Source organism: Methylobacterium sp. WL9, from assembly GCF_008040035.1.
Taxonomy (GTDB): Bacteria; Pseudomonadota; Alphaproteobacteria; order Rhizobiales; family Beijerinckiaceae; genus Methylobacterium; species Methylobacterium thuringiense.
This window is the reverse complement of record NZ_VRVE01000081.1, coordinates 1-18897: the sequence shown is the minus strand read 5'-3', so window position 1 is coordinate 18897 and position 18897 is coordinate 1. Positions and strand designations below refer to the sequence as shown.

The following is an 18897-nucleotide window of genomic DNA, read 5'->3' as shown; positions in this document are numbered from 1 at the left end:
GGGCCGTGCCACCCGTTTTCTGCTAGGCTCCCCGTTAGCGGTGGCGAAATCGGGATCTGAGACGGTTGCGCATCCTCGCCTTTGCGCGGGCTGCCATCGCTCAGGTCATGTCCGCCCGGCCGCCTCGGCCTTGTCGAGGCAATGCACGTCGAAGGGCAGGGCGGACGGCGCTGCGGCGGCGGCCGAAGCCACGATCCCGCCGAGGAAGGCCTGCATCACGAGGGCATAGAGCGCCACGACGGCCGTCAGCACGCGCCAGCCGCGCACGCCTCCGCCGTCACCGATGCTCGCCCTGGTCATCGCCGTTTCTCTAGACCGGCCCTGGCCGTTCCGCCAGATCGCGCACGAACCCATCCCGAAATCCATCTGAGCGTGCGGCCACGCACGGTCAAGCTGTGGCGCGCCATATTATAGCCCGGAGATCATGTGTTCTTAACGTGAGACCGACATCACAAGCGGTAGACGCATTCCGGCGCGTATCGGATCAGGCCGGATCCGTATTCTCCGCCCCCTTCCGGATCAGAGCATTGGATCGATGCTGAATCAGGCCTCCACCACCCGCCCCGCCTTCCGCCTCGGCCTCGCGCTGCTGGCCGGCTCCGCCGTGTTCGCGCTTCCCGCGCTCGCGCGCGATTCCGGCGACGGCGCCCAGGCCGAATGGGCCCAGGACTACGCCTCGCCCGCGACCATGCAGGTGCGCCGCTCCTCGACCCCGATCCTGTCGCCCCTGACCATCGAGGCGACCGAGCAGATCATCGAGAAGTATCGCGCCATCGTCTCCCGCGGCGGCTGGCAGCCGGTCTCCGGCGCAGCGTCCCTACGCGTCGGCTCGCGCGGCCCCGCGGTCGGGGCGCTGCGCCAGCGCCTGATCGTCACCGGCGACCTCGACGCCCAGGCCGGCGGCGGCGGCGTCTACGATTCCTACGTCGCGGCCGGCGTGAAGCGCTTCCAGGCCCGCCACGGCCTCAGCCAGACCGGCCAGATGAGCCCGGCCACGCAAGCGGCCATGAACGTGTCGGCCGACATCCGCCTGCGCCAACTCGAGACCAACCTGATCCGCCTGCGCTCCTATTCGGGCAACCTGGGCAACCGCTTCGTCATCACCAACATCCCGGCCGCCCTCGTCCAGACGGTCGAGAACGGTCAGGTCGTGACCCTGCACGCCGCCGGCGTCGGCAAGATCGACCGTCAGTCGCCGATCATGAACACCAAGGCGACGCAGATCAATTTCAACCCCTTCTGGACGGTTCCGGCTTCCATCGTGAAGAAGGACCTCATCCCCAAGATGCAGAAGGATCCGAACTACCTCACCGACAACAAGATCCGCATCTTCACCGGTGAGACCGAAGTCTCGCCGCGTTCGGTGAACTGGAACTCGGACGAGGGCACGCGCTACCGCTACCGCCAGGATTCGGGCGCCGACTTCAACTCGATGGGCGTGGTGCGGATCAACATCCCGAACCCCTACGGCGTGTTCATGCACGACACGAACTCGCGCGGCGTGTTCGGCGACGACTTCCGCTTCATCTCGTCAGGCTGCGTGCGCCTGCAGAACGTGCGCGAGTACATCACTTGGCTTCTCAAGGACACGCCCGGCTGGGACCGTGCCCATGTCGAGCAGGCCGTGGAGAGCGGCCAGCGCATCGACGCGACGCTGACCACGCCCGTGCCGGTCTACTGGACCTACATCACCGCCTGGTCGACGCCGGACGGCACGGTGCAGTTCCGCGACGACATCTACAAGCGCGACGGCGTCAACGTGCCCTCGACCATCGAGGCCCCGACCCCGGTGGCGAGCGCCGCCGCCACCACCCCGCAGCGCTTCGAGCAGTTCGAAGGCGGCGACGAAGAGAACTAGTTCTGGTGGTTTGCCGGGGTGGCTCGACCCCGGCGGCAGAGGCTTTGAAAGACCCGCGCTTTCGTCTAGGAGGCGCGGGTCTTTCTCTGTCCGGCCCGCGAGAAAGCAACGGATCTTTGGAAAGCAACGGATCTTGGCGCCCTTCCTCTCGATCGGCCTCTATCTCGCCGCGCTGCTCGGCGGCGTCGCCTTCGTCCTGCAGCAGACGGTCAATGCCGGCCTTCGCGGCGCGCTCGGCTCGCCGTTCTGGGCCGGGCTGACCAACTTCGTGGTCGGCGCCGTCGCCCTGGCCGCCCTGCTCGCCGCGATGCGCGAGCCGGTTCCGTCGCTGGACGCGGCCTCCCGCGCACCCTGGTACGCCTGGACCGGCGGCCTGCTCGGCGTCCTCTACATCGTCGGCACGATCCTCTTGGTGCCCCGCCTCGGCGCGGCGACCGTGGTCGGGCTGTTCATCGTCGGCCAGATCCTGTGCGCATTGGTCTTCGACCAGTTCGGGCTTCTCGGCGTGCCGGTGCGGGAGGTCGGAGCAGGGCGGCTGCTGGGCGCTGCGCTGATGATCGTCGGCGTGGGGTTGGTCTCTGCGTTCTGACGACGCTGCGGCGGCACGTCGCCACGCGCAAAAGGCGGTCCGCGGCTAATTTTTTTGAGCCTTGCGGCAAAAACCCCTGCGGTTGGCGGCCCTCGTGGCCGCGTGTACTAACTGCAATCTGAGAAACGCCCCCCGTGAACGCCCACGGGACGATGGGTGCGTTACGCCCGACAACCAAGAATGAGGCCATCCATGAGTGCCGGTACCGCTGCCGCCAACGATTCCACCAGCCAGTTCTTCTCCGCCCGCGTCACCGAGACCGATCCGGAGCTCGCCAAGGCGCTCGAACAGGAGCTCGGACGCCAGCAGCACGAGATCGAGCTGATCGCCTCGGAGAACATCGTCTCCCGCGCGGTGCTGGACGCTCAGGGTTCGGTGCTCACCAACAAGTACGCCGAGGGCTATCCGGGTCGCCGCTATTACGGCGGCTGCCAGTTCGTCGACGTCGCCGAGACGCTGGCCATCGAGCGCGCCAAGCGCCTGTTCGGTTGCGGCTTCGCCAACGTGCAGCCGAATTCCGGCTCCCAGGCGAATCAGGGCGTGTTCATGGCCCTCATGCAACCGGGCGACACCTTCCTCGGCCTCGACCTCGCCGCCGGCGGCCATCTCACCCACGGCGCTCCGCCGAACGTCTCGGGCAAGTGGTTCAAGCCGGTCTCCTACAGCGTGCGCCGCGAGGACCAGCGCATAGACATGGAGCAGGTCGAGAAGCTCGCCCACGAGCACAAGCCCAAGGTGATCATCGCCGGCGGCTCGGGCTATCCGCGCCACTGGGACTTCGCGAAGTTCCGTGAGATCGCCGACGCGGTCGGCGCCATCTTCTTCGTCGACATGGCCCACTTCGCGGGTCTCGTCGCGGCCGGCGTCCACCCGTCGCCGTTCCCGCACGCGCACGTCGCCACCACGACGACCCACAAGACGCTCCGCGGCCCCCGCGGCGGCATGATCCTCACCAACGACGAGGCGCTGGCCAAGAAGTTCAACTCGGCGATCTTCCCCGGCCTGCAGGGCGGCCCGCTCATGCACGTGATCGCGGCCAAGGCCGTCGCCTTCGGCGAGGCGCTCAAGCCCGAGTTCAAGATCTACGCGAAGCAGGTCATCGAGAACGCCAAGGCGCTCGCCGACACCCTGATGACCGGCGGCTACGACATCACCTCGGGCGGCACCGACAACCACCTGATGCTGGTCGACCTGCAGAAGAAGGGCCTCACCGGCAAGGCCGCCGAGGCCGCGCTCTCGCGGGCCGACATCACCTGCAACAAGAATGGCGTGCCGTTCGATCCGGCCAAGCCCACCATCACCTCGGGCATCCGCCTCGGCACCCCGGCCTCGACCTCGCGCGGCTTCGGCGTCGCCGAGTTCAAGCAGATCGGCGGCTTCATCGTCGAAGTGCTCGACGGTCTCGTCGAGAAGGGCGAGGGCGGCGATCCGGCGATCGAGGCCGCGGTCAAGGAGAAGGTCCACGCCCTGACCGCGCGCTTCCCGATCTACCAGTAGCCGCGGGCGCCCTTTCGGCGCCTCCGTCACCACGCTAGAAGCGGCCGCGGATCGTTCGTCCGCGGCCGTTTTCGTTTTCGACACTGAGGTTGCCGGCCGATGCGGTGTCCCTATTGCGGCGGCCCCGATACCCAGGTGAAGGACTCGCGCCCGAGCGAGGACGCTTCCGCCATCCGCCGCCGGCGCGTCTGCCCGGATTGCGGCGGCCGCTTCACCACCTTCGAGCGGGTGCAGCTGCGCGAGCTCACAGTGCTCAAGCGCTCCGGCAAGCGCGTACCCTTCGACCGCGACAAGCTGCAGCGCTCGATCGACGTGGCGCTCCGCAAGCGCTCGGCCGACCCCGAGCGCGTGGAGCGGCTCGTCTCCGGCATCACCCGGCGGCTCGAGAGCGGCGGCGAGGGCGAGGTGACCAGCGAGGCCATCGGCGAGGCGGTGATGGAGGGGCTGAAGGGCCTCGACGACGTCGCCTATGTGCGCTTCGCCTCCGTCTACAAGAACTTTCGCGAGGCGCAGGACTTCAAGGACCTGCTCGGCACCCTGGGGGACGTCGGCACGCTGCCCTTCGGCGATGCGCCCGAACCGGACGCCCCCCGCCCGCGCAGCCGCACGGCCCGGTCGCGCGCGTGAGTTTTTCGGAATCCGCGGATGATCTCCGCTTCATGCGGCTGGCCCTGGCGCTGGGGCGGCGCAACCAGGGCCGGACCTGGCCGAACCCGTCGGTCGGCGCCGTGGTCGTGGCCAATGGAGAAATCGTCGGGCAGGCGGTGACGGCGCCCGGCGGGCGTCCGCATGGCGAGCCGACGGCCCTGGCCATGGCCGGGGAGCTTGCTCGGGGCGCGACGCTCTATGTCGGGCTCGAACCCTGCTCGCATCACGGCCGCACGCCTCCCTGCACCGACGCGATCGTCGCGGCCGGGATCGGCCGCGTCGTCTCGGCGATCGAGGATCCCGACCCGCGGGTCGCCGGGCGCGGCCATGCCCTCCTGCGGGAGGCCGGCATCGCTGTCGAGACCGGCCTGCTGCGGGACGAGGCCGCGCGCGACCATCGCGGCCATATCAGCCGGGTGACGCGCGGCCGCCCGAGCCTCCACCTCAAGCTCGCCCGCACCCGCGACGGCTTCGCCGCGCATGCCCGCGACGAGCGCCTGCGCATCACCGGCCCGATCGCGGACGGCGCGGTGCATCTCTGGCGCGCTCATGCCGACGCCATCCTCGTCGGGATCGGCACGGTGCGGGCCGACGATCCGGCGCTGACCGTGCGGCTGCCGGGCCTCGACGCGCGCTCGCCGCTGCGGGTCGTGCTCGACTCGTCCCTGCGGCTCAACCCGGCCTCGCGGCTGGTGCGCGGCGCAAGGGAAGTGCCGACCCTGGTGCTCACCACGCGCTCCGCGCCGGTCCATGCCAAACGGATGCTGGCCTCCTTCGGCGTCGAGGTCCTGTTGGTCCCCTCCGATCCCGCCGGCCGGGTCGACCTGCACGCAGCCCTCGCGGCGTTGGCCGAGCGCGGCATCACCCGTCTGTGCAGCGAGGGCGGCCCGCATCTCGCCGACGCGCTGGCCGCCGCCGGCCTCATCGACGTGCTGACCCTGTTCACCGGTCCCGAGGCGCTGGGCCCCGCTGGCGGCCTGCCGGCGATCGGCCCGCATCTCGAAACGGCGATCCGCGATGGCCACCTGTGCGAAAGCGCGGCGCGGATGCTCGGCCCCGACCACGCCGTCACCTACGAGCGGAGAACCTGAGAAGAAATGTTCACCGGCCTGATCAGCGACGTCGGCCATGTCGTATCAATTACCGGCGACGATCGGCTGCGGCGTGTCGTCATCGAGAGCGCCTACGACCCGGCGACCATCGCGCTGGGCGCCTCGATCGCCTGTTCCGGCCCCTGCCTGACGGCGGTGGAGATCGCGCCGCATGGCACCGGCTGCCGCTTCTCCATCGACGCCGCAGCCGAAACGCTGGCCCGCACCACGCTTGGCACCTGGGGGGAGGGCACCCGGATCAACCTGGAGCGCTCGCTGAAGATCGGCGACGAACTCGGCGGCCACCTCGTCACCGGCCATGTCGACGGCGTCAGCGAGATCGTCTCGCGCGAAGAGGTGACCGAGGCCGACAGCCCCTGGGGCGCGAGCACCCGCTTCACCCTGCGCGCCCCGTCGGAGATCGCCCGCTTCATCGCCGAAAAAGGCTCGGTCTGCCTCGATGGCACCTCGCTCACCGTCAACACGGTGGACGGCGACCTGTTCTCGGTGCTGCTGATCCCGCACTCGCTCGCGGTCACGACCTGGGGCGAGCGCCGCACCGGCGACCGTGTCAACCTCGAGGTCGACCTGATCGCCCGCTATGCCGCGCGGCTGACCGAGGCGCGGCCTCAGACATCCGCGAAGTCGGACATCTCGTAGAGCGGCCGGATCTCGATCTCGCTTGGGCCGGGCATCGGGTTGGGGCAGCGCTTCACCCAGGCCACGGCCTCGTCGAGATCCTTGACCTGCCAGAGCCAGAACCCGGCGACGAGCTCGTTCGTCGCGGCGAAGGGGCCGTCGCTCACGCTGCGGCCGGAGCCGTCGAAGGCGACGCGCTTGCCCGCCGCGCTCGGCTTGAGGCCGTCGGCCGCCAGCAGGATGCCGGCGGCCGCGAGTTCGTTGTTGAACCTCCCCATCGCCGCGAGCATCTCCGCGGCGGGCATGTCGCCGGCCTCGCTCTCCGCCGTCGCCTTGACCAGAACCATCACGCGCATCGCCGTGTCTCCCCGGTGTAGAGGCCGTGCCGGCCTCGACCTGAAGACGCAGGAGCGGGAGACGGGCCGACACGCGCTCGAAAATTTTCCCGGCCCCCGGCCCCGGGCTTGACCACCCGCGCCGGCCCGGCCGAGGCTCCGCCCCGACCGGGACGGACAGGCCGATGATCACGCTCTACACCTTCGGCCCGCAATTCGGCCTGCCCGATCCGAGCCCCTTCGTGATGAAGGCGCAGGTGCTGCTCGCCATGTCGGGCCTGCCCTTCACCACCGACAGCGGCGGTTTTCGCCAGGCCCCCAAGGGCAAGCTGCCATATCTGCGCGACGGCGCAACCGTGGTCGCCGATTCGACCCTGATCCGCTGGCACCTCGAAAAAGCCCACGGCATCGCCTTCGACGCCGGCTACGCACCGGCCAAGACCGCCACCGGCTGGACGGTGGAAAAGATGCTGGAGGACCACCTCTACTGGGCGATCGTCCATGCCCGCTGGGTCGACAACGCGAACTTCGCGCGCGGCCCGGCGAACTTCTTCAAGGCGGTGCCGGCCCCGGTCCGGCCGCTCATCCAGGCGCTGATCCGCCGCAAGGTCCGCAGCAACCTGCACGCCCACGGCCTCGGCCGGCACGACCGGCCCACGATCGAGGCACTGGGCCTCCGCTCGATCGCGGCGCTCGGCGACATCCTCGGCGACAAGCCGTACCTCCTCGGCCCTACCCCCTCCGGCGCCGACGCCACGGCCTACGCCTTCGTCGCCGCCACCCTCTGCCCGGTATTCGAGACCCCGCTGCGCACGGCGATGGAAGCTCAGCCCAACCTCGTGGCCTACGAGGCGCGAATGCGCGAACGATACTGTCCGGAGTTTGGGGCGCCGTCGGCCTGAAAACCGGACGCTGGCCTGCCTCGCTCCCCCCGCCTTGCCGCTCCGGCCCGTTCCGGGCTAACGCTCGCCCACGCCCCGACGCCGCGCCACCACGAAGCCGGCGAGGGCGTTGCGAGGATGCGCCGCTTCTCCTCTTCGGATTTTTGGACTCCATGGTCTCACACAGCCGGGATGCGGCCGCGCCGATCGATGCCGCCGGCGCGCGCGTCCTCGTCATCGAGGCGCGCTTCTACGACGACGTCGCCGACGCCCTTCTCGACGGGGCGCGCCGCGCGCTGAGCGCGGCCGGGGCGGCGGCGTCCTTCGTCACGGTGCCGGGGGCGCTGGAGCTGCCCGCGGCGATCGCCATCCTGCTCGACGGGGCGCGGGCGGCCGGCCAGCCCTTCGACGCCGTCGTGGCGCTCGGCTGCGTCATCCGTGGCGAGACCAGCCACTACGACACCGTCGCCAACGAGAGCGCGCGCGGCCTGATGGACCTCTCGGTCCGGGAACGGCTGCCGCTGGGCAACGGCATCCTCACCGTCGAGAACCACGATCAGGCCATGGCCCGCGCCCGGGCCGACGACATGGACAAGGGCGGCGGCGCGGCCCGCGCCGCGCTCACGATCCTCGCGCTGAAGCGCGACGCGGAGCGCGCCCGATGAGCAAATCGCCCCAGACGAAATCCGAGCGCAGCGGCGCCCGCCTCGCCGTGGTCCAGGCGCTCTACGAGATGGAGATCTCGGGCAAGGGTACGCTTGAGGCGCTGGCCGAGTTCGAGGCCTTCTGGATCGGCAGCGAGGTCGAGGGCATCCAGCACCCCCCCGCCGACGCCGTCTTCTTTCGCGACCTGCTGCGCGGCACCGTCGACGAGCAGCGGGCGATCGATCCTGTGCTCGACAAGGCGCTGGTGAAGGGCTGGCCGTTGAAGCGCATCGAGGCGGTTTTGCGCGCCATCCTGCGCGCCGGCGCCTACGAGCTGCTGTTTCGCCGCGACGTGCCGGCCCGCTCGGCCATCTCCGAATATGTCGACGTCGCCCACAGCTTTTACGACGGCGACGAGCCCGGCCTCGTCAACGGCGTCCTCGACCGCGTCGCCCGCGACGTGCGCGCCGAGGAACTGGCGCTGCCGGCCGCCGGCCGCCAGGGGTGAGCCGCAGGTGAGTAATGCGCGGGCCGGCGAAGAGGCGCTGATCGCGCGTTACTTCGCGCCGCTCGCAGGCCCAGGGGCCGAGGAGCTTCGCGACGATGCGGCGTCTCTCACGTCGACGCCGGGCCACGACCTCGTCGTCACGGCGGACGCCATCGTCGCGGGCGTGCATTACTTCCCCGACGACCCGCCGACCTCGATCGCCCGCAAGGCGCTCGGCGTGAACCTGTCGGATCTCGCCGCCAAGGGCGCGACGCCGCGCGGATTCCTGCTGACGCTGGCGCTCCCCGAGGACTGGACCGAGACCTGGCTTGCCGGCTTCGCGGAAGGGCTTGGCGCGGCGAGCCGAGACTTCGGATGCCCGCTGCTCGGCGGCGACACCGTGCGCACCAACGGCGCTGCGATGATCGCGATCACGGCCTTCGGCGAGGTTCCCGCCGGCACGATGGTGAAGCGGCAGGGCGCCCGCCCCGGCGACCGGATCTGCGTGTCCGGCACGATCGGCGATGCAGCCCTCGGCCTGCGGTTGCATCCCGCGAACCGGCGCGGCTGGACGGGACCGGTCGACGCGGCGGACCGTGCTGCCCTGATTGAACGCTACCGACATCCGAAACCACGCCTGATGCTGGCCCCGGTCTTACGTCGGCATGTCCGCGTGGCGATGGATGTCTCGGATGGGCTGGCTGGGGATCTCGCCAAGATGCTGACGGGCGTGACCGCACGGGTGATCCTGGCCGACGTGCCACTCTCGGATGCGGCGCGCCGCGTGATAGCCTCCGACCCGACCCTGCTCGAAACTGCGCTGACCGGCGGCGACGACTACGAGATCCTCTGTGCCGTTCCGCCCGATGCGCGCGACGATTTCCTCGCGGGTTCTCAGGCTGCCGGCGTGGCAATGACGGATATCGGATCGATCGAAGCCGGGGAGGGGCCGCCTATTTTTCTGGATGAGAACGGCGCCGAACGGGCATTTGCAAGGGCGTCGTTCAGTCACTTCTGACGAACCACTCCACCGTCTTTCTGGGGCCGCGCAGCGGAACCCGGAATGCCCGCTCTAGAGGAAACGACGGCCCGCTCGATCGCGTAGTGGATGGGCTTGAAGCTGCCGTTGTTCGACTGCAGCGCCGAGCAGGCGGTCAGCCCGATGATCAGGTCGGTCTCGGCCTCGAACACGATGCGGTCCCCGGCTCGGCTCAGGGGCGGCGCGACGGTGATCGCTCCGGTCGCCGCATCGATCGGCACGTTCATGAAGCAATTGAACGCCACCGGGATCGCATCCGGCCCGATCCCATAGGGCTCCAGCGCCGCAGCGAGGTTGCCGAAGCAGCCGCGATGTGGGTCGGCGTCGCCGTAGATGATGCGAAACGTGTCGGCGGAGCAAGGCGTTAGCAGAAAGTCGTGCCTGCCGACCGTATCCTCGACGATGCGCAGCAGGATCGTCGAGCGGTTGGAATAGAGCGGATCCCCCGTGGTCAGGTAAATCCGGCTCGCATAGTCGAGAGTCCGCCCCGACGAGATCACCTCGGCCGTGTCGTGGCGGTTATAAGCGACGAGGTCCGCCACCTGCTCACCGCGCGGGTCGATCACCGTCAGGCGGTCGCCTCTATCGAGGGTGAAGGCCGTGCCGGAGCGCGGCGGAATCTCGTGGTTGCAGCATTCAGCGGCCATCGAGTGCGGCCTCCTTGGCGCGACCCTGGAACGGGCATTGCCAGGACGCGTCGACGGCACGGCCGCTATACTGCCGTGCCTCCGACGAGTCGCCGTGGCGGGCGAGCATCGGGTTGGTCGAGCCGGCCAGCGCCTCGTCGCGCTTCAGGATCGAGCTGCGCAGGGTCTCGTAGCGGCCCTCCACACGCAGCTGCTCGAACTGCGCATGCAGGTTGAAGACGAGCACCGGCGACGAGAACCGGCGCGCCGGCCGGCTCGCCCGCGGATGCAGGCCGACGATGAAGAAGCCCTCGCCGCCGAAGCTCAGCGAAAAGTGCGGGTTCTCGGGATCGTCGTTCACCCGGCCGTCGAGGGGCTGGCCGAGCCAGGAATCCTTGTCCGACAGGGATTGCGCGCGGGTCCAGAGATGGTTCTCGAACTGCTCCTCGGAGAGGTCGCCCGGCCCCTCGAACACGACGGCGAAGCTCTGGAAGATCGCCGGATCGCGCCGGTAGCGGGCGATGAAGGCCAGCAGCGCCGGATAGATCCGCATGTCGTCCCAACCCGAGGTGATGTCGCGGGCGACGACGATCTTCATGCGCCCCTTGGCGACGGCGGATTTGGCCCCGACGCAGGGGAAGGGCCGGCTGCCGATGAAGTCGCGAAACGCCTGGGCACGCACGTGGTCGTGGTCGTCACGGGGAAAAAGCATCGCGGTCCGTAGCTGCAAAACACTCCCGTCGGAGGGCGTCTGCCTCCGCGGAGTCGAGCAACAGGACGCGACCGGCGGTGTTCCGACGCCAGGGTGCGGCATTCGCGGTTATCCACGGGCCGATCGAACTGTCCACAGGCGCCCGATTTGTGCGTACGGCTTTGCCCCAAACCGGTCGGAACTATGCCGTGCCGTCGGCGAGGCCGAGTTGCTGGAGACTTGCCGCCCAGACCCGCTCCTGCAGGTCGCGGTCGTGGCTGAGTGCGGAGGAGGCCGTCTCGCGGCTCCTGGCGAAATAGCGGCCCGTCACGCCGTCGAGCTCCGTCGCGGTGGCGACGTGGAGCGAGGTCCTGGCGCCGTCCTCCGTCGAGATCAGGAACGGGCGGATCAGGCTCCAGAGGAAGCCGAGGGCGCCGCCGGTGTTCATGGCGAAGCCGCTCGAGACCACGCCGGGATGCACCGCGTTCACGGTGACGCCGCTGCCCGCCAGCCGCCTGGCGAGGGCATAGGTGAAGAGCACGTTGCCGAGCTTGGCCTGCGAGTAGGTCTTCATGCCGCCGAAGGAGCGGGCGGCGTCGAGATCGTCGAGGGCGATCCGGCCGCGGGTATGCGCGGCGGAGGACAGGTTGACGATGCGAGCCGGCGCGCTGGCTTTCAGCCGGCCGAGGAGCGCGAGGGTCAGCTGCACGTAGGCGAGGTGGTCGAGCGCCCAGGTACGCTCGCGCCGGTCGACGGTGAGCGTGCGTTTGTCGAAAATCGCGCCGGCGTTGTTCACCAGAACGTCGAGACGGGGATAGAGCCCGAGCATCTCGGCCGCGAGGCGGCGGATTTCCGCCTGCGACGACAGGTCGGCGACGAAGACGTCGACCTGTCCGCCCGTCTCCGCACGGATGCCGGCGGCGGCGGCCTCCGTGCGTTCGCGATCGCGCCCGACGAGGCCGACCCGGGCGCCGAGACGCGACAGTCCGAGCGCCGTCTCCGCACCGATGCCCGAGGAGGCACCGGTGACGAGACAGGTCTTGCCCTGCATGGAAGCTGGGGTGCTCAGAAGACCGCCTTACCGATGAGGACGGCGACCAGCACGATCACGATAGCGATGGCGAGGAAGATGCCGAACAGGATCTTCGAGATCGAGCGGGCGCCCGAGGCGATGCCGGTGAAGCCGAGGCCTCCGGCGATGATCGAGATCACGAAGGCGATCAGGGCCCACCGCAGCAGCTTCATCGGGGATACTCCAGAATACGTGTCGAGGGAAAACCGGGCATCAACCCGACCGGGCGTCGCCGCGTTCCCCTGTGGGTGCGGCGTCCGCGGAAAAACCCTCGCAGGCCGGCTCGGCCTTGGCAACGAGCGCTTCGGCGAGAGCGCGGTAGATGCCCTCCTTGCACACAAGCTTGGACATGGCATCGGCAATCACCGCCGCGATCATCAGCGGGATCATCATGGCGTGGTCCTGGGTCATCTCGGTGACGATGACGAAGGACGTGATCGGTGCCTGCAGTACGCCCGTGAGGTAGGCGACCATGCCGATCAGGACGAGCGCGCCGATCGGAGCGTCGGCGAAGAGCAACCCGGCCTCGGCACCCAATCCCGCCCCGACGGCAAGCGACGGCGCGAACAGACCGCCGGGAATCGCGCTGATCGAGGAGAAGACGGTGGCCGCGAACTTCAGCGGGGCGAAGCTCCGGTCCACGGCGTCCTCGCCGTGCAGGATCGCCCGCGCCTCCTCGTAGCCGGTGCCGTAGACCGTGCCGCCGGAGAGGAGCCCGCAGAGCGCGACGCAGAGCCCGCAGGCAAGGGCGAACCAGACGGGGTGGGCCGCGATCCAGCCACCGGCGCGACCGGGCAGTCCCGTCCCGAACAGGATGACGATGCGGCTGAACAGGCCGCCCATGAGGCCGCCGACCGCGCCGATGACCGGCACCGCGAGCCAGCTCGCCGAGAAGGGCAGGGTGGCAGAAGTCGTGCCGAAATAGGTATAGTCGCCGAGGATCGCGAGGGAGGTCAGGCCGGCGGCGATCACCGCGGCGACGATCAGCCCGCTCGCCCGGCTGTCATAGGCGCGGCCGAGTTCCTCGATGCCGAAGACGATGCCGGCGAGCGGCGTGTTGAAGGCGGCAGCGACCCCGGCCGAACCGCCGGCGAGCAGCAGCCCGGGCATGCGGGCGGGCGAGAACCGGCCGAACGCGGCCATGATCGCTGCTCCGACCTGCACGGTCGGCCCCTCGCGTCCGACGGAGGCGCCCCCGAGCAGTCCCAGCGTCATCACCACGATCTTGCCGGCGGCCACCTTGAGCGAGACCAGGGCATGCCGGGCCTTCGCGTCGCCGATGGCGCGGGCGGCGATGACCTGCGGAATCCCCGAGCCCTGCGAATTCGGAAACACGGTGCGGGCGAGATGGGCCGCGAGCCCGAAGGCCGCGGGCGTGGCGGCCAGGGTGAACCAGGGCGAGAGCGCGAGCCCCTGCTTGAACAGCGCCTGCGCCCCGTCGGCGAGCTTCGCCATCACCACGGCAGCGAGGCCCACGCACAGGCCGCCGACGAGGAACAGCAGCCGGCGCCGCCAGACCTCCCAGCTGTCGAGCGAGGCGCCGCGCAGGCGCAGCAGCGTGCGTCGGATCTGCCGGGGGCGTAGCTGCATGGTCTCGGGCGTCGGGAGAGCGGGGAGGGCGGATCACCATTCCTGCCCTGGCCGGCATAAGCCAGTTCCGGGCGGCCTCAATCCTCGGCAGCGCAGAGCCTCTCCACCGTCTTCAGATAGGCCTTGGCGTCGAATTTCTTCAGCGAGTTCTCGCTCTGGTAGCGCACGGTTCCGAAGATCTTGCGCCGCTGCCAGGGCCGGTCGTGCAGGCCGAACACCCAGGCGACATTGGTGAAGGAGTTCGCGTCGCGCCCGTCGAGGAAGTAGCGGTTGTTGAGCCTGAGCGTGCGCGCGAAAGCCTCCTCGGGCGAAGGAGACCATTCGAGGATCTTCTTGCCCCAGTACATGCGCAGTTGGTTGTGCATGTAGCCGGTCTCGCGCATCTCGCGCATCGCCGCGTTCCAGTAGGGTTCGTGGGTCTTGCCCTCCGCGAGTTGCGCTTCGCTGTACTGGTGAGGCCGCGCGTCCCCGGCCTGTTCGGCGAGCGTCTTCTTCGCCCAGTCGGGCAGCGCGGTTTCGTAGCGGTCGTAGCCCTTCGTGTAGAAGACGTGGTTCATCGCGAGCTCGCGCCGGACGATCAGCTCTTCCAGGTAGGTCTGCCGATCCTCCTTGCTGCCCGCCTTCGCCTCTCGCACGGCTAGCGCGATCTCGACCGGCGAGATCTGCCCGAAATGCAGGTAGGGGCTCATATGCGAGGCGGCGTCCGCCTCAGGCTTGTTGCGGTCGGCGCCGTAGCCCGCGAACGGGCCGGCGAGATAGGCCTTCAGACGCCGCTTCGCTTCCCCATGGCCGCCCTTGAACCGCTTCACCGGCGCCACCGAGGTGTCGAGGCTCATGCCGGCCAGCACCTTTTCGGGGTTCGAGACGTCGATCTCACTCTTCAGCGCCAAGCCGTCGGCCTTGTGCTTCACCGTGCGGGCCTGCAGCGGCTCCAGATAGTCGTCCCAGAGCTTGTGTAGCTTTGGCCGCAAGGTACGCGCGGCGTATTCGTGCTTGCCCGAAGCAGTCTCGACGGGCACGACCACGTCGCCCTCGACCTGCACGATCCGCGTCTCGACAGCCTTGGTGATCTCCCCGTACCAGCGCTTCTGGATCGCCAGATAGCCGCGGTCCAGCACCAGCAGCTTGGCGTCCTTCGCCATATCGATGGCGACCGCAGCAGGCGAAGCCTTGCGCATGACGAAGCCGATACCGCGTGCGGACAGGCGCTCACGGCAATCGGCCAGCCCCTGCAGCAGAAAGGCGTAGTGGCGGGCGTTGGCTTCCGGAAAGCCGCTCTTGCCGTCGAGCAAGCCGAAGCAGGCGACCACGGGGCAGCCGAGGCGGTTCGCCTCCTCGATCGCGAATTCGAGGGCCGGGTTGAAATCGGCGCGATTCGCCTGCTGCAGCAGGTAGAGGACGTAGGCCCCCTTTTCCCGGGGCTCGACGTCGGCGAGGACCCTGAGACGCTCCGCTTGAATCGCCATGCCGATCAAAAATCTCCATTCCGGTTCAAGGTTTTGCTTCGGGCAGGGAGATCCATGAACTCGTCGGCTCCGAAGTGCTCCGCACCCGCGGTCTGCCAGTGACGCCTGGCCGAAGGGGAGCGGAACATCAGCATTCACAAACGCTTAAGCGTGGCTATATTTCCGTCGGGTCGACGACAATTGACCGGACGGTCGCGCGACATCCTGCGACATTTTGGTTACATCGCCGCATCAATGTGCGCGGCAACACGCCAAACGCCGCACCCTGGGATGGGACGGCCTTGCATTTCGTCGCCGAAGGATCAGATTGTGCGTCGCGGGATCGATGGCGTTTCGCTCCCGCTGCCCTCCTTGGGCGTTTCCTCCCTAGACTACGGGCCGCTCTCACGAGCGGCTTTTTTTTGCGTCGAGGCCGGGTTGCTGTTCAGCCTCGCGCGCGGGCGCGGATCATGAAGTTGTCGTAGGTGTACTCGGCGACCTGGAACCAGAGATATTCTTCGTTCCGGAAGGCCTTCATCGCGTCGTAGATGCGTTTGAAGTCGGCATTCTTGGCAGACAGTTCACCATAGAGGTCGTTTGCCGCCTTCAGCGCCGCCTCGATCACGTCCTGCGGGAATGGGCGCAGCTGGGCGCCGCCGGCGACCAGACGGCGCAGCGCCTGCGGGTTGCGCGCATCGTATTTCGCCTGGACCTCGGCGGCGACCTGAGCCGCGGCAGCCTGTAGAACGGCCTTGTAGGTCTTCGGCAGGGCCTTCCATTTCTCGGCATTGAACCAGAACAGCACCGCCGCGCCACCCTCCCAGAAACCCGGGAAATGGTAGATTGGTGCGACCTTCTGCAGGCCGAGTTTCTCGTCGTCGTGCGGGCCGATCCACTCGGCGGCGTCGAGCGCCTTCGATTCGAGGGCGCCGTAGAGGTCGGGTCCCGCGATCGCCTGGGGCGAGACGCCGAGCTTCGCCAGCACTTGACCGCCGAGGCCGGCGACGCGGAACTTCAGGTTCTGCAGATCGGCCGTCGTCTTAATCTCCTTGCGAAACCAGCCGCCCATCTGCGCGCCAGTATTGCCGCCGGGGAGTGCCGTCAGCCCGTGCTTGGCGAAGATCTCGGCGAACAGTTCGGCCGCGCCACCCTGGAGCCACCAAGCGCTCTGACCGCGGGCATTGAGGCCGAAGGGCGTCGCCGTCGCCAGCGCGAAGACGGGATCCTTCGCCACGGCTGCCGAGGCCGACGCATGCCCGATCTCGACCTTGCCCGATCCGACCGCATCGAGCAGGCCCTCGGCCGGCACGATCTCGCCGACCGCCGAGGGCTGGATCTTGAAACGACCGTCGGTCGCCTCCCCGACGATCCGGGCGAAGCTTTCGGTCGCACCGAACAGGATGTCGAGGTTCTTGGGAAAGCCCGATGCGAGCCGCCATGTCAGCTCGGGCACGGCCTCGGCGAGGGCAGGCGCCGCCAGAGGCGCGGCGGCGGTCGCGAGGCCCGCGGAGAGGAGGGCCCGTCGCGGCAGCGTGTTCGGCATCGTTGGTCGCTCGTCTCCGGTATCCGCTCGGCGCGGCATACACGCTCCGAGGCGCGAAGTCGCGCCGGGTTCGCCCATCGATCGCTCCCGTGCTAGCAGCGGCCGCGTGAAACACTCTCGCGTCACCCTGCACACCGTCTGCGGCCTCGAGGAACTGCCCGCGCACGGCGCCAAAGGCGTCAGCCACGTGCTCTCGATCCTCGATCCCGGCTGGCCCGATCCGGATTTCGGCGGCTATAGCGCGCATCGGCGGACCACCCTGCGCTTCCACGACGCCATCGCACCGGGACCCGGCCTCGTTCTGCCGGAGCGTCACGACGTCGAGGCGATCCTCGCCTTCGGACGGGCAATGGACGAGGACGAGGCCGAAGAGGCCCATGTCCTCGTCCATTGCCATCTCGGCCTCTCGCGCTCGACCGCGGCGCTGGCGAGCTTGTTCGCTCAGGCCGAGCCGGAGACCCCGGCAACCGAGCTGATCGCACGCCTCCACGCTCTGCGGGACGGGGCCTGGCCGAACGCACGGATGATCGGCTTCGCGGACGACGCGCTCGGCCGTGACGGCACCCTGGTCGAGGCCGTGCGCCGTCTGCACGGGATTCAACTCGCAAAGAACCCGAGCCTCGACGCATTGATGCGCAGCCTCAACCGCTCGGAAGAGGTCGAAGCCGCGATCACCGGCTGAACCGGCTCAGTTCGTCTTGGCGTAATTGAAGTTTCCGTCCCGCCAGACGTAGAGCACGTAGCCCTGGGCGGTGACGTCGCCCTTGGCGTCGAAGCCGACGGGACCGAGGACGAGATCGAAGCGCTCGGTATGCAGCGCCTTGGCGATGGCGCGCGGATCGGTGCTTCGGGCGAAGTTGCCCGCCTCGACCAGCGCCTGGAGGGCCGCGTAGCCGTAGATCAGCGAGCCGTCGGGATCGCCGCCCTGCGCCTTCACCGCGCTCACCACGGCCTGCGCGTCCGTCTTGCGGCTCGGGTCGAGGTAGAACGTCATCAGCACGCCGTTGCTGGCAGAGCCGGCAATCTTGGCGAATTCCGGCGTCGCGATCGACGAGGTGCCGAACCATTGCGGGCGGAAGCCGCGGTCGGCGGCGATCTTCACGAGCCGGCCCATCTCCGGTGCGCCGCCGCCGTAATAGACCACGTCGATGCCCAGGCCCTTGAGGCGGTCGGCCAGCGCCGCGTCGTCGGTGTCGGACGGCTGGAAGGCCGCGAACAGGGCCTCGTTCACGCCGATCCGGTTGAGGTTGTCCTTGGTCGAGGCGGCGAGCGCCCGCGACGGCGGCGAGGGGTCGTAGAGGATCGCGATCTTTCGGTCGCGAAACCGCTCCGCGAGTACGGCCGCCGAGAGCTTGGCCTGATCGTCGTCGCGCCCGCACACGCGAAAGATCGTCGGCAGCCCGCGATCAGTGAGCTTCGCTGCGACGGAGGCCGCGGTGATCATCACGATGCCGTTGGCGGCGTAGATGTCGGAGGCGGTCAGCGAGGCGTTCGAGCAGACATGGCCGACGACGAGGCGCACGTTCGCCTGGACGTAGTGGTTGGCCACCGCCGTCGCTTGGTTCGAGTCGCAGGCGTCGTCCTGCACGTCGAGGACGATCGGCTCGCCGTCGAGGCCCCCCTTGGCGTTGGTGTCCTTGGCCGCCGCCTGGACGCCGCGCAGGACCTGTTCGCCGATGGCGACATAGGGGCCGGAGCGCGGCACCGCGACACCCACCACCACGTCGGCGCGAGCCGGACAGGCTGTGATTGCGAGGAGGGCGGATCCCAACAGTATCCGCGGCAGCGATCCGGCGAGGCGCGCGCCGAGCGAGAGAAGGCGTCCGATCGTCATCCCGCCCCTTCTAACGCTCTTGTTCTGTCAGCCAAACCGAGCCGGCGGAAGGCCATGTCAAGGTCGAGCGGGAGGGCGTGAAGGCGCTGCCCGCGCGTGGGCGGCGCCGGCCGCCATGGAACGATGCGAGCGGAGCTTTTGGCAAGACGCGAATGTTACGAAGCCTGCCGCTGCGAACCGATTTTCGCGAGGACGGCCGCCCGCGGCGACCGTCGAGGCCCTGCAATCACCGCGAGACGCTGTAGACGGACGCGGCGGAGGTGACGGGCGATGCGACGGTGGAGAACACGCTGAGCACCTTCTGGACTTCCGAGAACGGCGCGTTCGAGACGTAGAGCACGTCGCGGCTGCGCATGCGGAAGGCCTGGGCCAGGAACAGGCCGTTGG

General features: G+C 68.9%; 21 protein-coding genes and 1 pseudogene. 11 read left to right on the top strand and 11 right to left on the bottom strand.

Annotation, left to right across the window (positions count from 1 at the left end):
* Positions 1-105: 105 nt before the first annotated feature.
* A complete protein-coding gene (locus FV217_RS18390) occupies positions 106-300 on the bottom strand; it encodes a hypothetical protein (RefSeq protein WP_147818624.1) in 195 nt (64 codons plus the stop codon).
* A gap of 235 nt (positions 301-535) precedes the next feature.
* Between FV217_RS18390 and FV217_RS18385 the strand changes: the two genes are divergently transcribed.
* From FV217_RS18385 to FV217_RS18360, 6 genes are all read left to right on the top strand, one after another.
* Positions 536-1858: a L,D-transpeptidase family protein gene (locus FV217_RS18385; RefSeq protein WP_147818623.1), complete on the top strand. Its 1323-nt coding sequence runs from the start codon at positions 536-538 to the stop codon at positions 1856-1858.
* A 133-nt stretch (positions 1859-1991) separates the two neighbouring features.
* Positions 1992-2447: a DMT family transporter gene (locus tag FV217_RS18380; RefSeq protein WP_147818622.1), complete on the top strand. Its 456-nt coding sequence runs from the start codon at positions 1992-1994 to the stop codon at positions 2445-2447.
* Between the two features lie 192 nt (positions 2448-2639).
* Positions 2640-3944: a serine hydroxymethyltransferase gene (gene glyA, locus FV217_RS18375; RefSeq protein WP_147818621.1), complete on the top strand. Its 1305-nt coding sequence runs from the start codon at positions 2640-2642 to the stop codon at positions 3942-3944.
* Positions 3945-4043: 99 nt separating this feature from the next.
* Positions 4044-4571, top strand: coding sequence for a transcriptional regulator NrdR (gene nrdR, locus FV217_RS18370; protein ID WP_147818620.1), 528 nt, complete (start codon positions 4044-4046; stop codon positions 4569-4571).
* On the top strand, positions 4568-5683 hold the full coding sequence (gene ribD, locus FV217_RS18365; RefSeq protein WP_348641974.1) for a bifunctional diaminohydroxyphosphoribosylaminopyrimidine deaminase/5-amino-6-(5-phosphoribosylamino)uracil reductase RibD: 1116 nt from the start codon (positions 4568-4570) through the stop codon (positions 5681-5683). The genes nrdR and ribD overlap by 4 nt, the downstream gene beginning before the upstream one ends.
* A gap of 6 nt (positions 5684-5689) precedes the next feature.
* Positions 5690-6343, top strand: a complete 654-nt coding sequence (locus FV217_RS18360) for a riboflavin synthase (protein ID WP_147818618.1) — start codon at positions 5690-5692, stop codon at positions 6341-6343.
* Here the strand turns inward: FV217_RS18360 and FV217_RS18355 are convergent.
* The gene (locus FV217_RS18355; protein ID WP_147818617.1) at positions 6313-6678 is read right to left on the bottom strand and encodes a YciI family protein; all 366 of its coding nucleotides are present in this window, start codon (positions 6676-6678) and stop codon (positions 6313-6315) included. The two genes, FV217_RS18360 and FV217_RS18355, sit on opposite strands and share 31 nt — an antisense overlap.
* 164 nt (positions 6679-6842) lie before the next feature.
* Between FV217_RS18355 and FV217_RS18350 the strand changes: the two genes are divergently transcribed.
* From FV217_RS18350 to thiL, 4 genes are all read left to right on the top strand, one after another.
* A complete protein-coding gene (locus FV217_RS18350) occupies positions 6843-7559 on the top strand; it encodes a glutathione S-transferase family protein (protein ID WP_147818616.1) in 717 nt (238 codons plus the stop codon).
* 152 nt (positions 7560-7711) lie between these two features.
* A complete protein-coding gene (gene ribH / locus FV217_RS18345; protein WP_147818615.1) occupies positions 7712-8203 on the top strand; it encodes a 6,7-dimethyl-8-ribityllumazine synthase in 492 nt (163 codons plus the stop codon).
* Complete coding sequence (gene nusB / locus FV217_RS18340) at positions 8200-8691, top strand: transcription antitermination factor NusB (RefSeq protein WP_147818614.1); 492 nt, start codon at positions 8200-8202, stop codon at positions 8689-8691. The genes ribH and nusB overlap by 4 nt, the downstream gene beginning before the upstream one ends.
* 7 nt (positions 8692-8698) lie before the next feature.
* Positions 8699-9688, top strand: a complete 990-nt coding sequence (gene thiL / locus FV217_RS18335) for a thiamine-phosphate kinase (RefSeq protein WP_147818613.1) — start codon at positions 8699-8701, stop codon at positions 9686-9688.
* On the opposite strand, the gene FV217_RS18330 is transcribed toward thiL, so the two are convergent.
* The 7 genes from FV217_RS18330 to dctP form a co-directional block, all read right to left on the bottom strand.
* A complete protein-coding gene (locus FV217_RS18330; protein WP_238232500.1) occupies positions 9679-10356 on the bottom strand; it encodes an urea carboxylase-associated family protein in 678 nt (225 codons plus the stop codon). The genes thiL and FV217_RS18330 overlap by 10 nt on opposite strands.
* Positions 10346-11047, bottom strand: coding sequence for a guanitoxin biosynthesis heme-dependent pre-guanitoxin N-hydroxylase GntA (gene gntA, locus FV217_RS18325; protein WP_147818612.1), 702 nt, complete (start codon positions 11045-11047; stop codon positions 10346-10348). Before gntA ends, FV217_RS18330 begins: the two co-directional genes overlap by 11 nt.
* A gap of 181 nt (positions 11048-11228) precedes the next feature.
* Positions 11229-12077: an SDR family oxidoreductase gene (locus FV217_RS18320; RefSeq protein ID WP_147818611.1), complete on the bottom strand. Its 849-nt coding sequence runs from the start codon at positions 12075-12077 to the stop codon at positions 11229-11231.
* Positions 12078-12091: 14 nt separating this feature from the next.
* Positions 12092-12271 (bottom strand): DUF1328 domain-containing protein, encoded by a 180-nt coding sequence (locus tag FV217_RS18315; RefSeq protein ID WP_147818610.1) that lies wholly within the window; start codon positions 12269-12271, stop codon positions 12092-12094.
* Between the two features lie 40 nt (positions 12272-12311).
* A complete protein-coding gene (locus FV217_RS18310; RefSeq protein WP_147818609.1) occupies positions 12312-13688 on the bottom strand; it encodes a chloride channel protein in 1377 nt (458 codons plus the stop codon).
* 77 nt (positions 13689-13765) lie between these two features.
* Positions 13766-15154: a deoxyribodipyrimidine photo-lyase gene (locus FV217_RS18305; RefSeq protein WP_147818608.1), complete on the bottom strand. Its 1389-nt coding sequence runs from the start codon at positions 15152-15154 to the stop codon at positions 13766-13768.
* A gap of 424 nt (positions 15155-15578) precedes the next feature.
* Positions 15579-16676: a TRAP transporter substrate-binding protein DctP gene (gene dctP, locus FV217_RS18300; RefSeq protein ID WP_147818607.1), complete on the bottom strand. Its 1098-nt coding sequence runs from the start codon at positions 16674-16676 to the stop codon at positions 15579-15581.
* Positions 16677-16782: 106 nt separating this feature from the next.
* Here dctP and FV217_RS18295 point away from each other — a divergent pair, with 106 nt between their 5' ends.
* Complete coding sequence (locus FV217_RS18295) at positions 16783-17358, top strand: protein-tyrosine-phosphatase (RefSeq protein ID WP_147818606.1); 576 nt, start codon at positions 16783-16785, stop codon at positions 17356-17358.
* A gap of 6 nt (positions 17359-17364) precedes the next feature.
* Here FV217_RS18295 and FV217_RS18290 read toward each other — a convergent pair whose 3' ends face one another.
* Both FV217_RS18290 and FV217_RS23500 read right to left on the bottom strand, forming a co-directional pair.
* A complete protein-coding gene (locus FV217_RS18290) occupies positions 17365-18510 on the bottom strand; it encodes a branched-chain amino acid ABC transporter substrate-binding protein (protein ID WP_147818605.1) in 1146 nt (381 codons plus the stop codon).
* A gap of 226 nt (positions 18511-18736) precedes the next feature.
* Positions 18737-18897, bottom strand: a pseudogene (locus FV217_RS23500) (sugar transporter); the annotation flags it as partial.

Bases quoted from the DNA above. Each gene is read 5' to 3' on its own strand.
- FV217_RS18390 (WP_147818624.1), bottom strand. From the start codon at position 300: ATGACCAGGGCGAGCATCGGTGACGGCGGAGGCGTGCGCGGCTGGCGC.
- FV217_RS18385 (WP_147818623.1), top strand. From the start codon at position 536: ATGCTGAATCAGGCCTCCACCACCCGCCCCGCCTTCCGCCTCGGCCTC.
- glyA (WP_147818621.1), top strand. From the start codon at position 2,640: ATGAGTGCCGGTACCGCTGCCGCCAACGATTCCACCAGCCAGTTCTTC.
- nrdR (WP_147818620.1), top strand. From the start codon at position 4,044: ATGCGGTGTCCCTATTGCGGCGGCCCCGATACCCAGGTGAAGGACTCG.
- FV217_RS18360 (WP_147818618.1), top strand. From the start codon at position 5,690: ATGTTCACCGGCCTGATCAGCGACGTCGGCCATGTCGTATCAATTACC.
- FV217_RS18355 (WP_147818617.1), bottom strand. From the start codon at position 6,678: ATGCGCGTGATGGTTCTGGTCAAGGCGACGGCGGAGAGCGAGGCCGGC.
- FV217_RS18350 (WP_147818616.1), top strand. From the start codon at position 6,843: ATGATCACGCTCTACACCTTCGGCCCGCAATTCGGCCTGCCCGATCCG.
- ribH (WP_147818615.1), top strand. From the start codon at position 7,712: ATGGTCTCACACAGCCGGGATGCGGCCGCGCCGATCGATGCCGCCGGC.
- nusB (WP_147818614.1), top strand. From the start codon at position 8,200: ATGAGCAAATCGCCCCAGACGAAATCCGAGCGCAGCGGCGCCCGCCTC.
- FV217_RS18330 (WP_238232500.1), bottom strand. From the start codon at position 10,356: ATGGCCGCTGAATGCTGCAACCACGAGATTCCGCCGCGCTCCGGCACG.
- gntA (WP_147818612.1), bottom strand. From the start codon at position 11,047: ATGCTTTTTCCCCGTGACGACCACGACCACGTGCGTGCCCAGGCGTTT.
- FV217_RS18320 (WP_147818611.1), bottom strand. From the start codon at position 12,077: ATGCAGGGCAAGACCTGTCTCGTCACCGGTGCCTCCTCGGGCATCGGT.
- FV217_RS18315 (WP_147818610.1), bottom strand. From the start codon at position 12,271: ATGAAGCTGCTGCGGTGGGCCCTGATCGCCTTCGTGATCTCGATCATC.
- FV217_RS18310 (WP_147818609.1), bottom strand. From the start codon at position 13,688: ATGCAGCTACGCCCCCGGCAGATCCGACGCACGCTGCTGCGCCTGCGC.
- FV217_RS18305 (WP_147818608.1), bottom strand. From the start codon at position 15,154: ATGGCGATTCAAGCGGAGCGTCTCAGGGTCCTCGCCGACGTCGAGCCC.
- dctP (WP_147818607.1), bottom strand. From the start codon at position 16,676: ATGCCGAACACGCTGCCGCGACGGGCCCTCCTCTCCGCGGGCCTCGCG.
- FV217_RS18290 (WP_147818605.1), bottom strand. From the start codon at position 18,510: ATGACGATCGGACGCCTTCTCTCGCTCGGCGCGCGCCTCGCCGGATCG.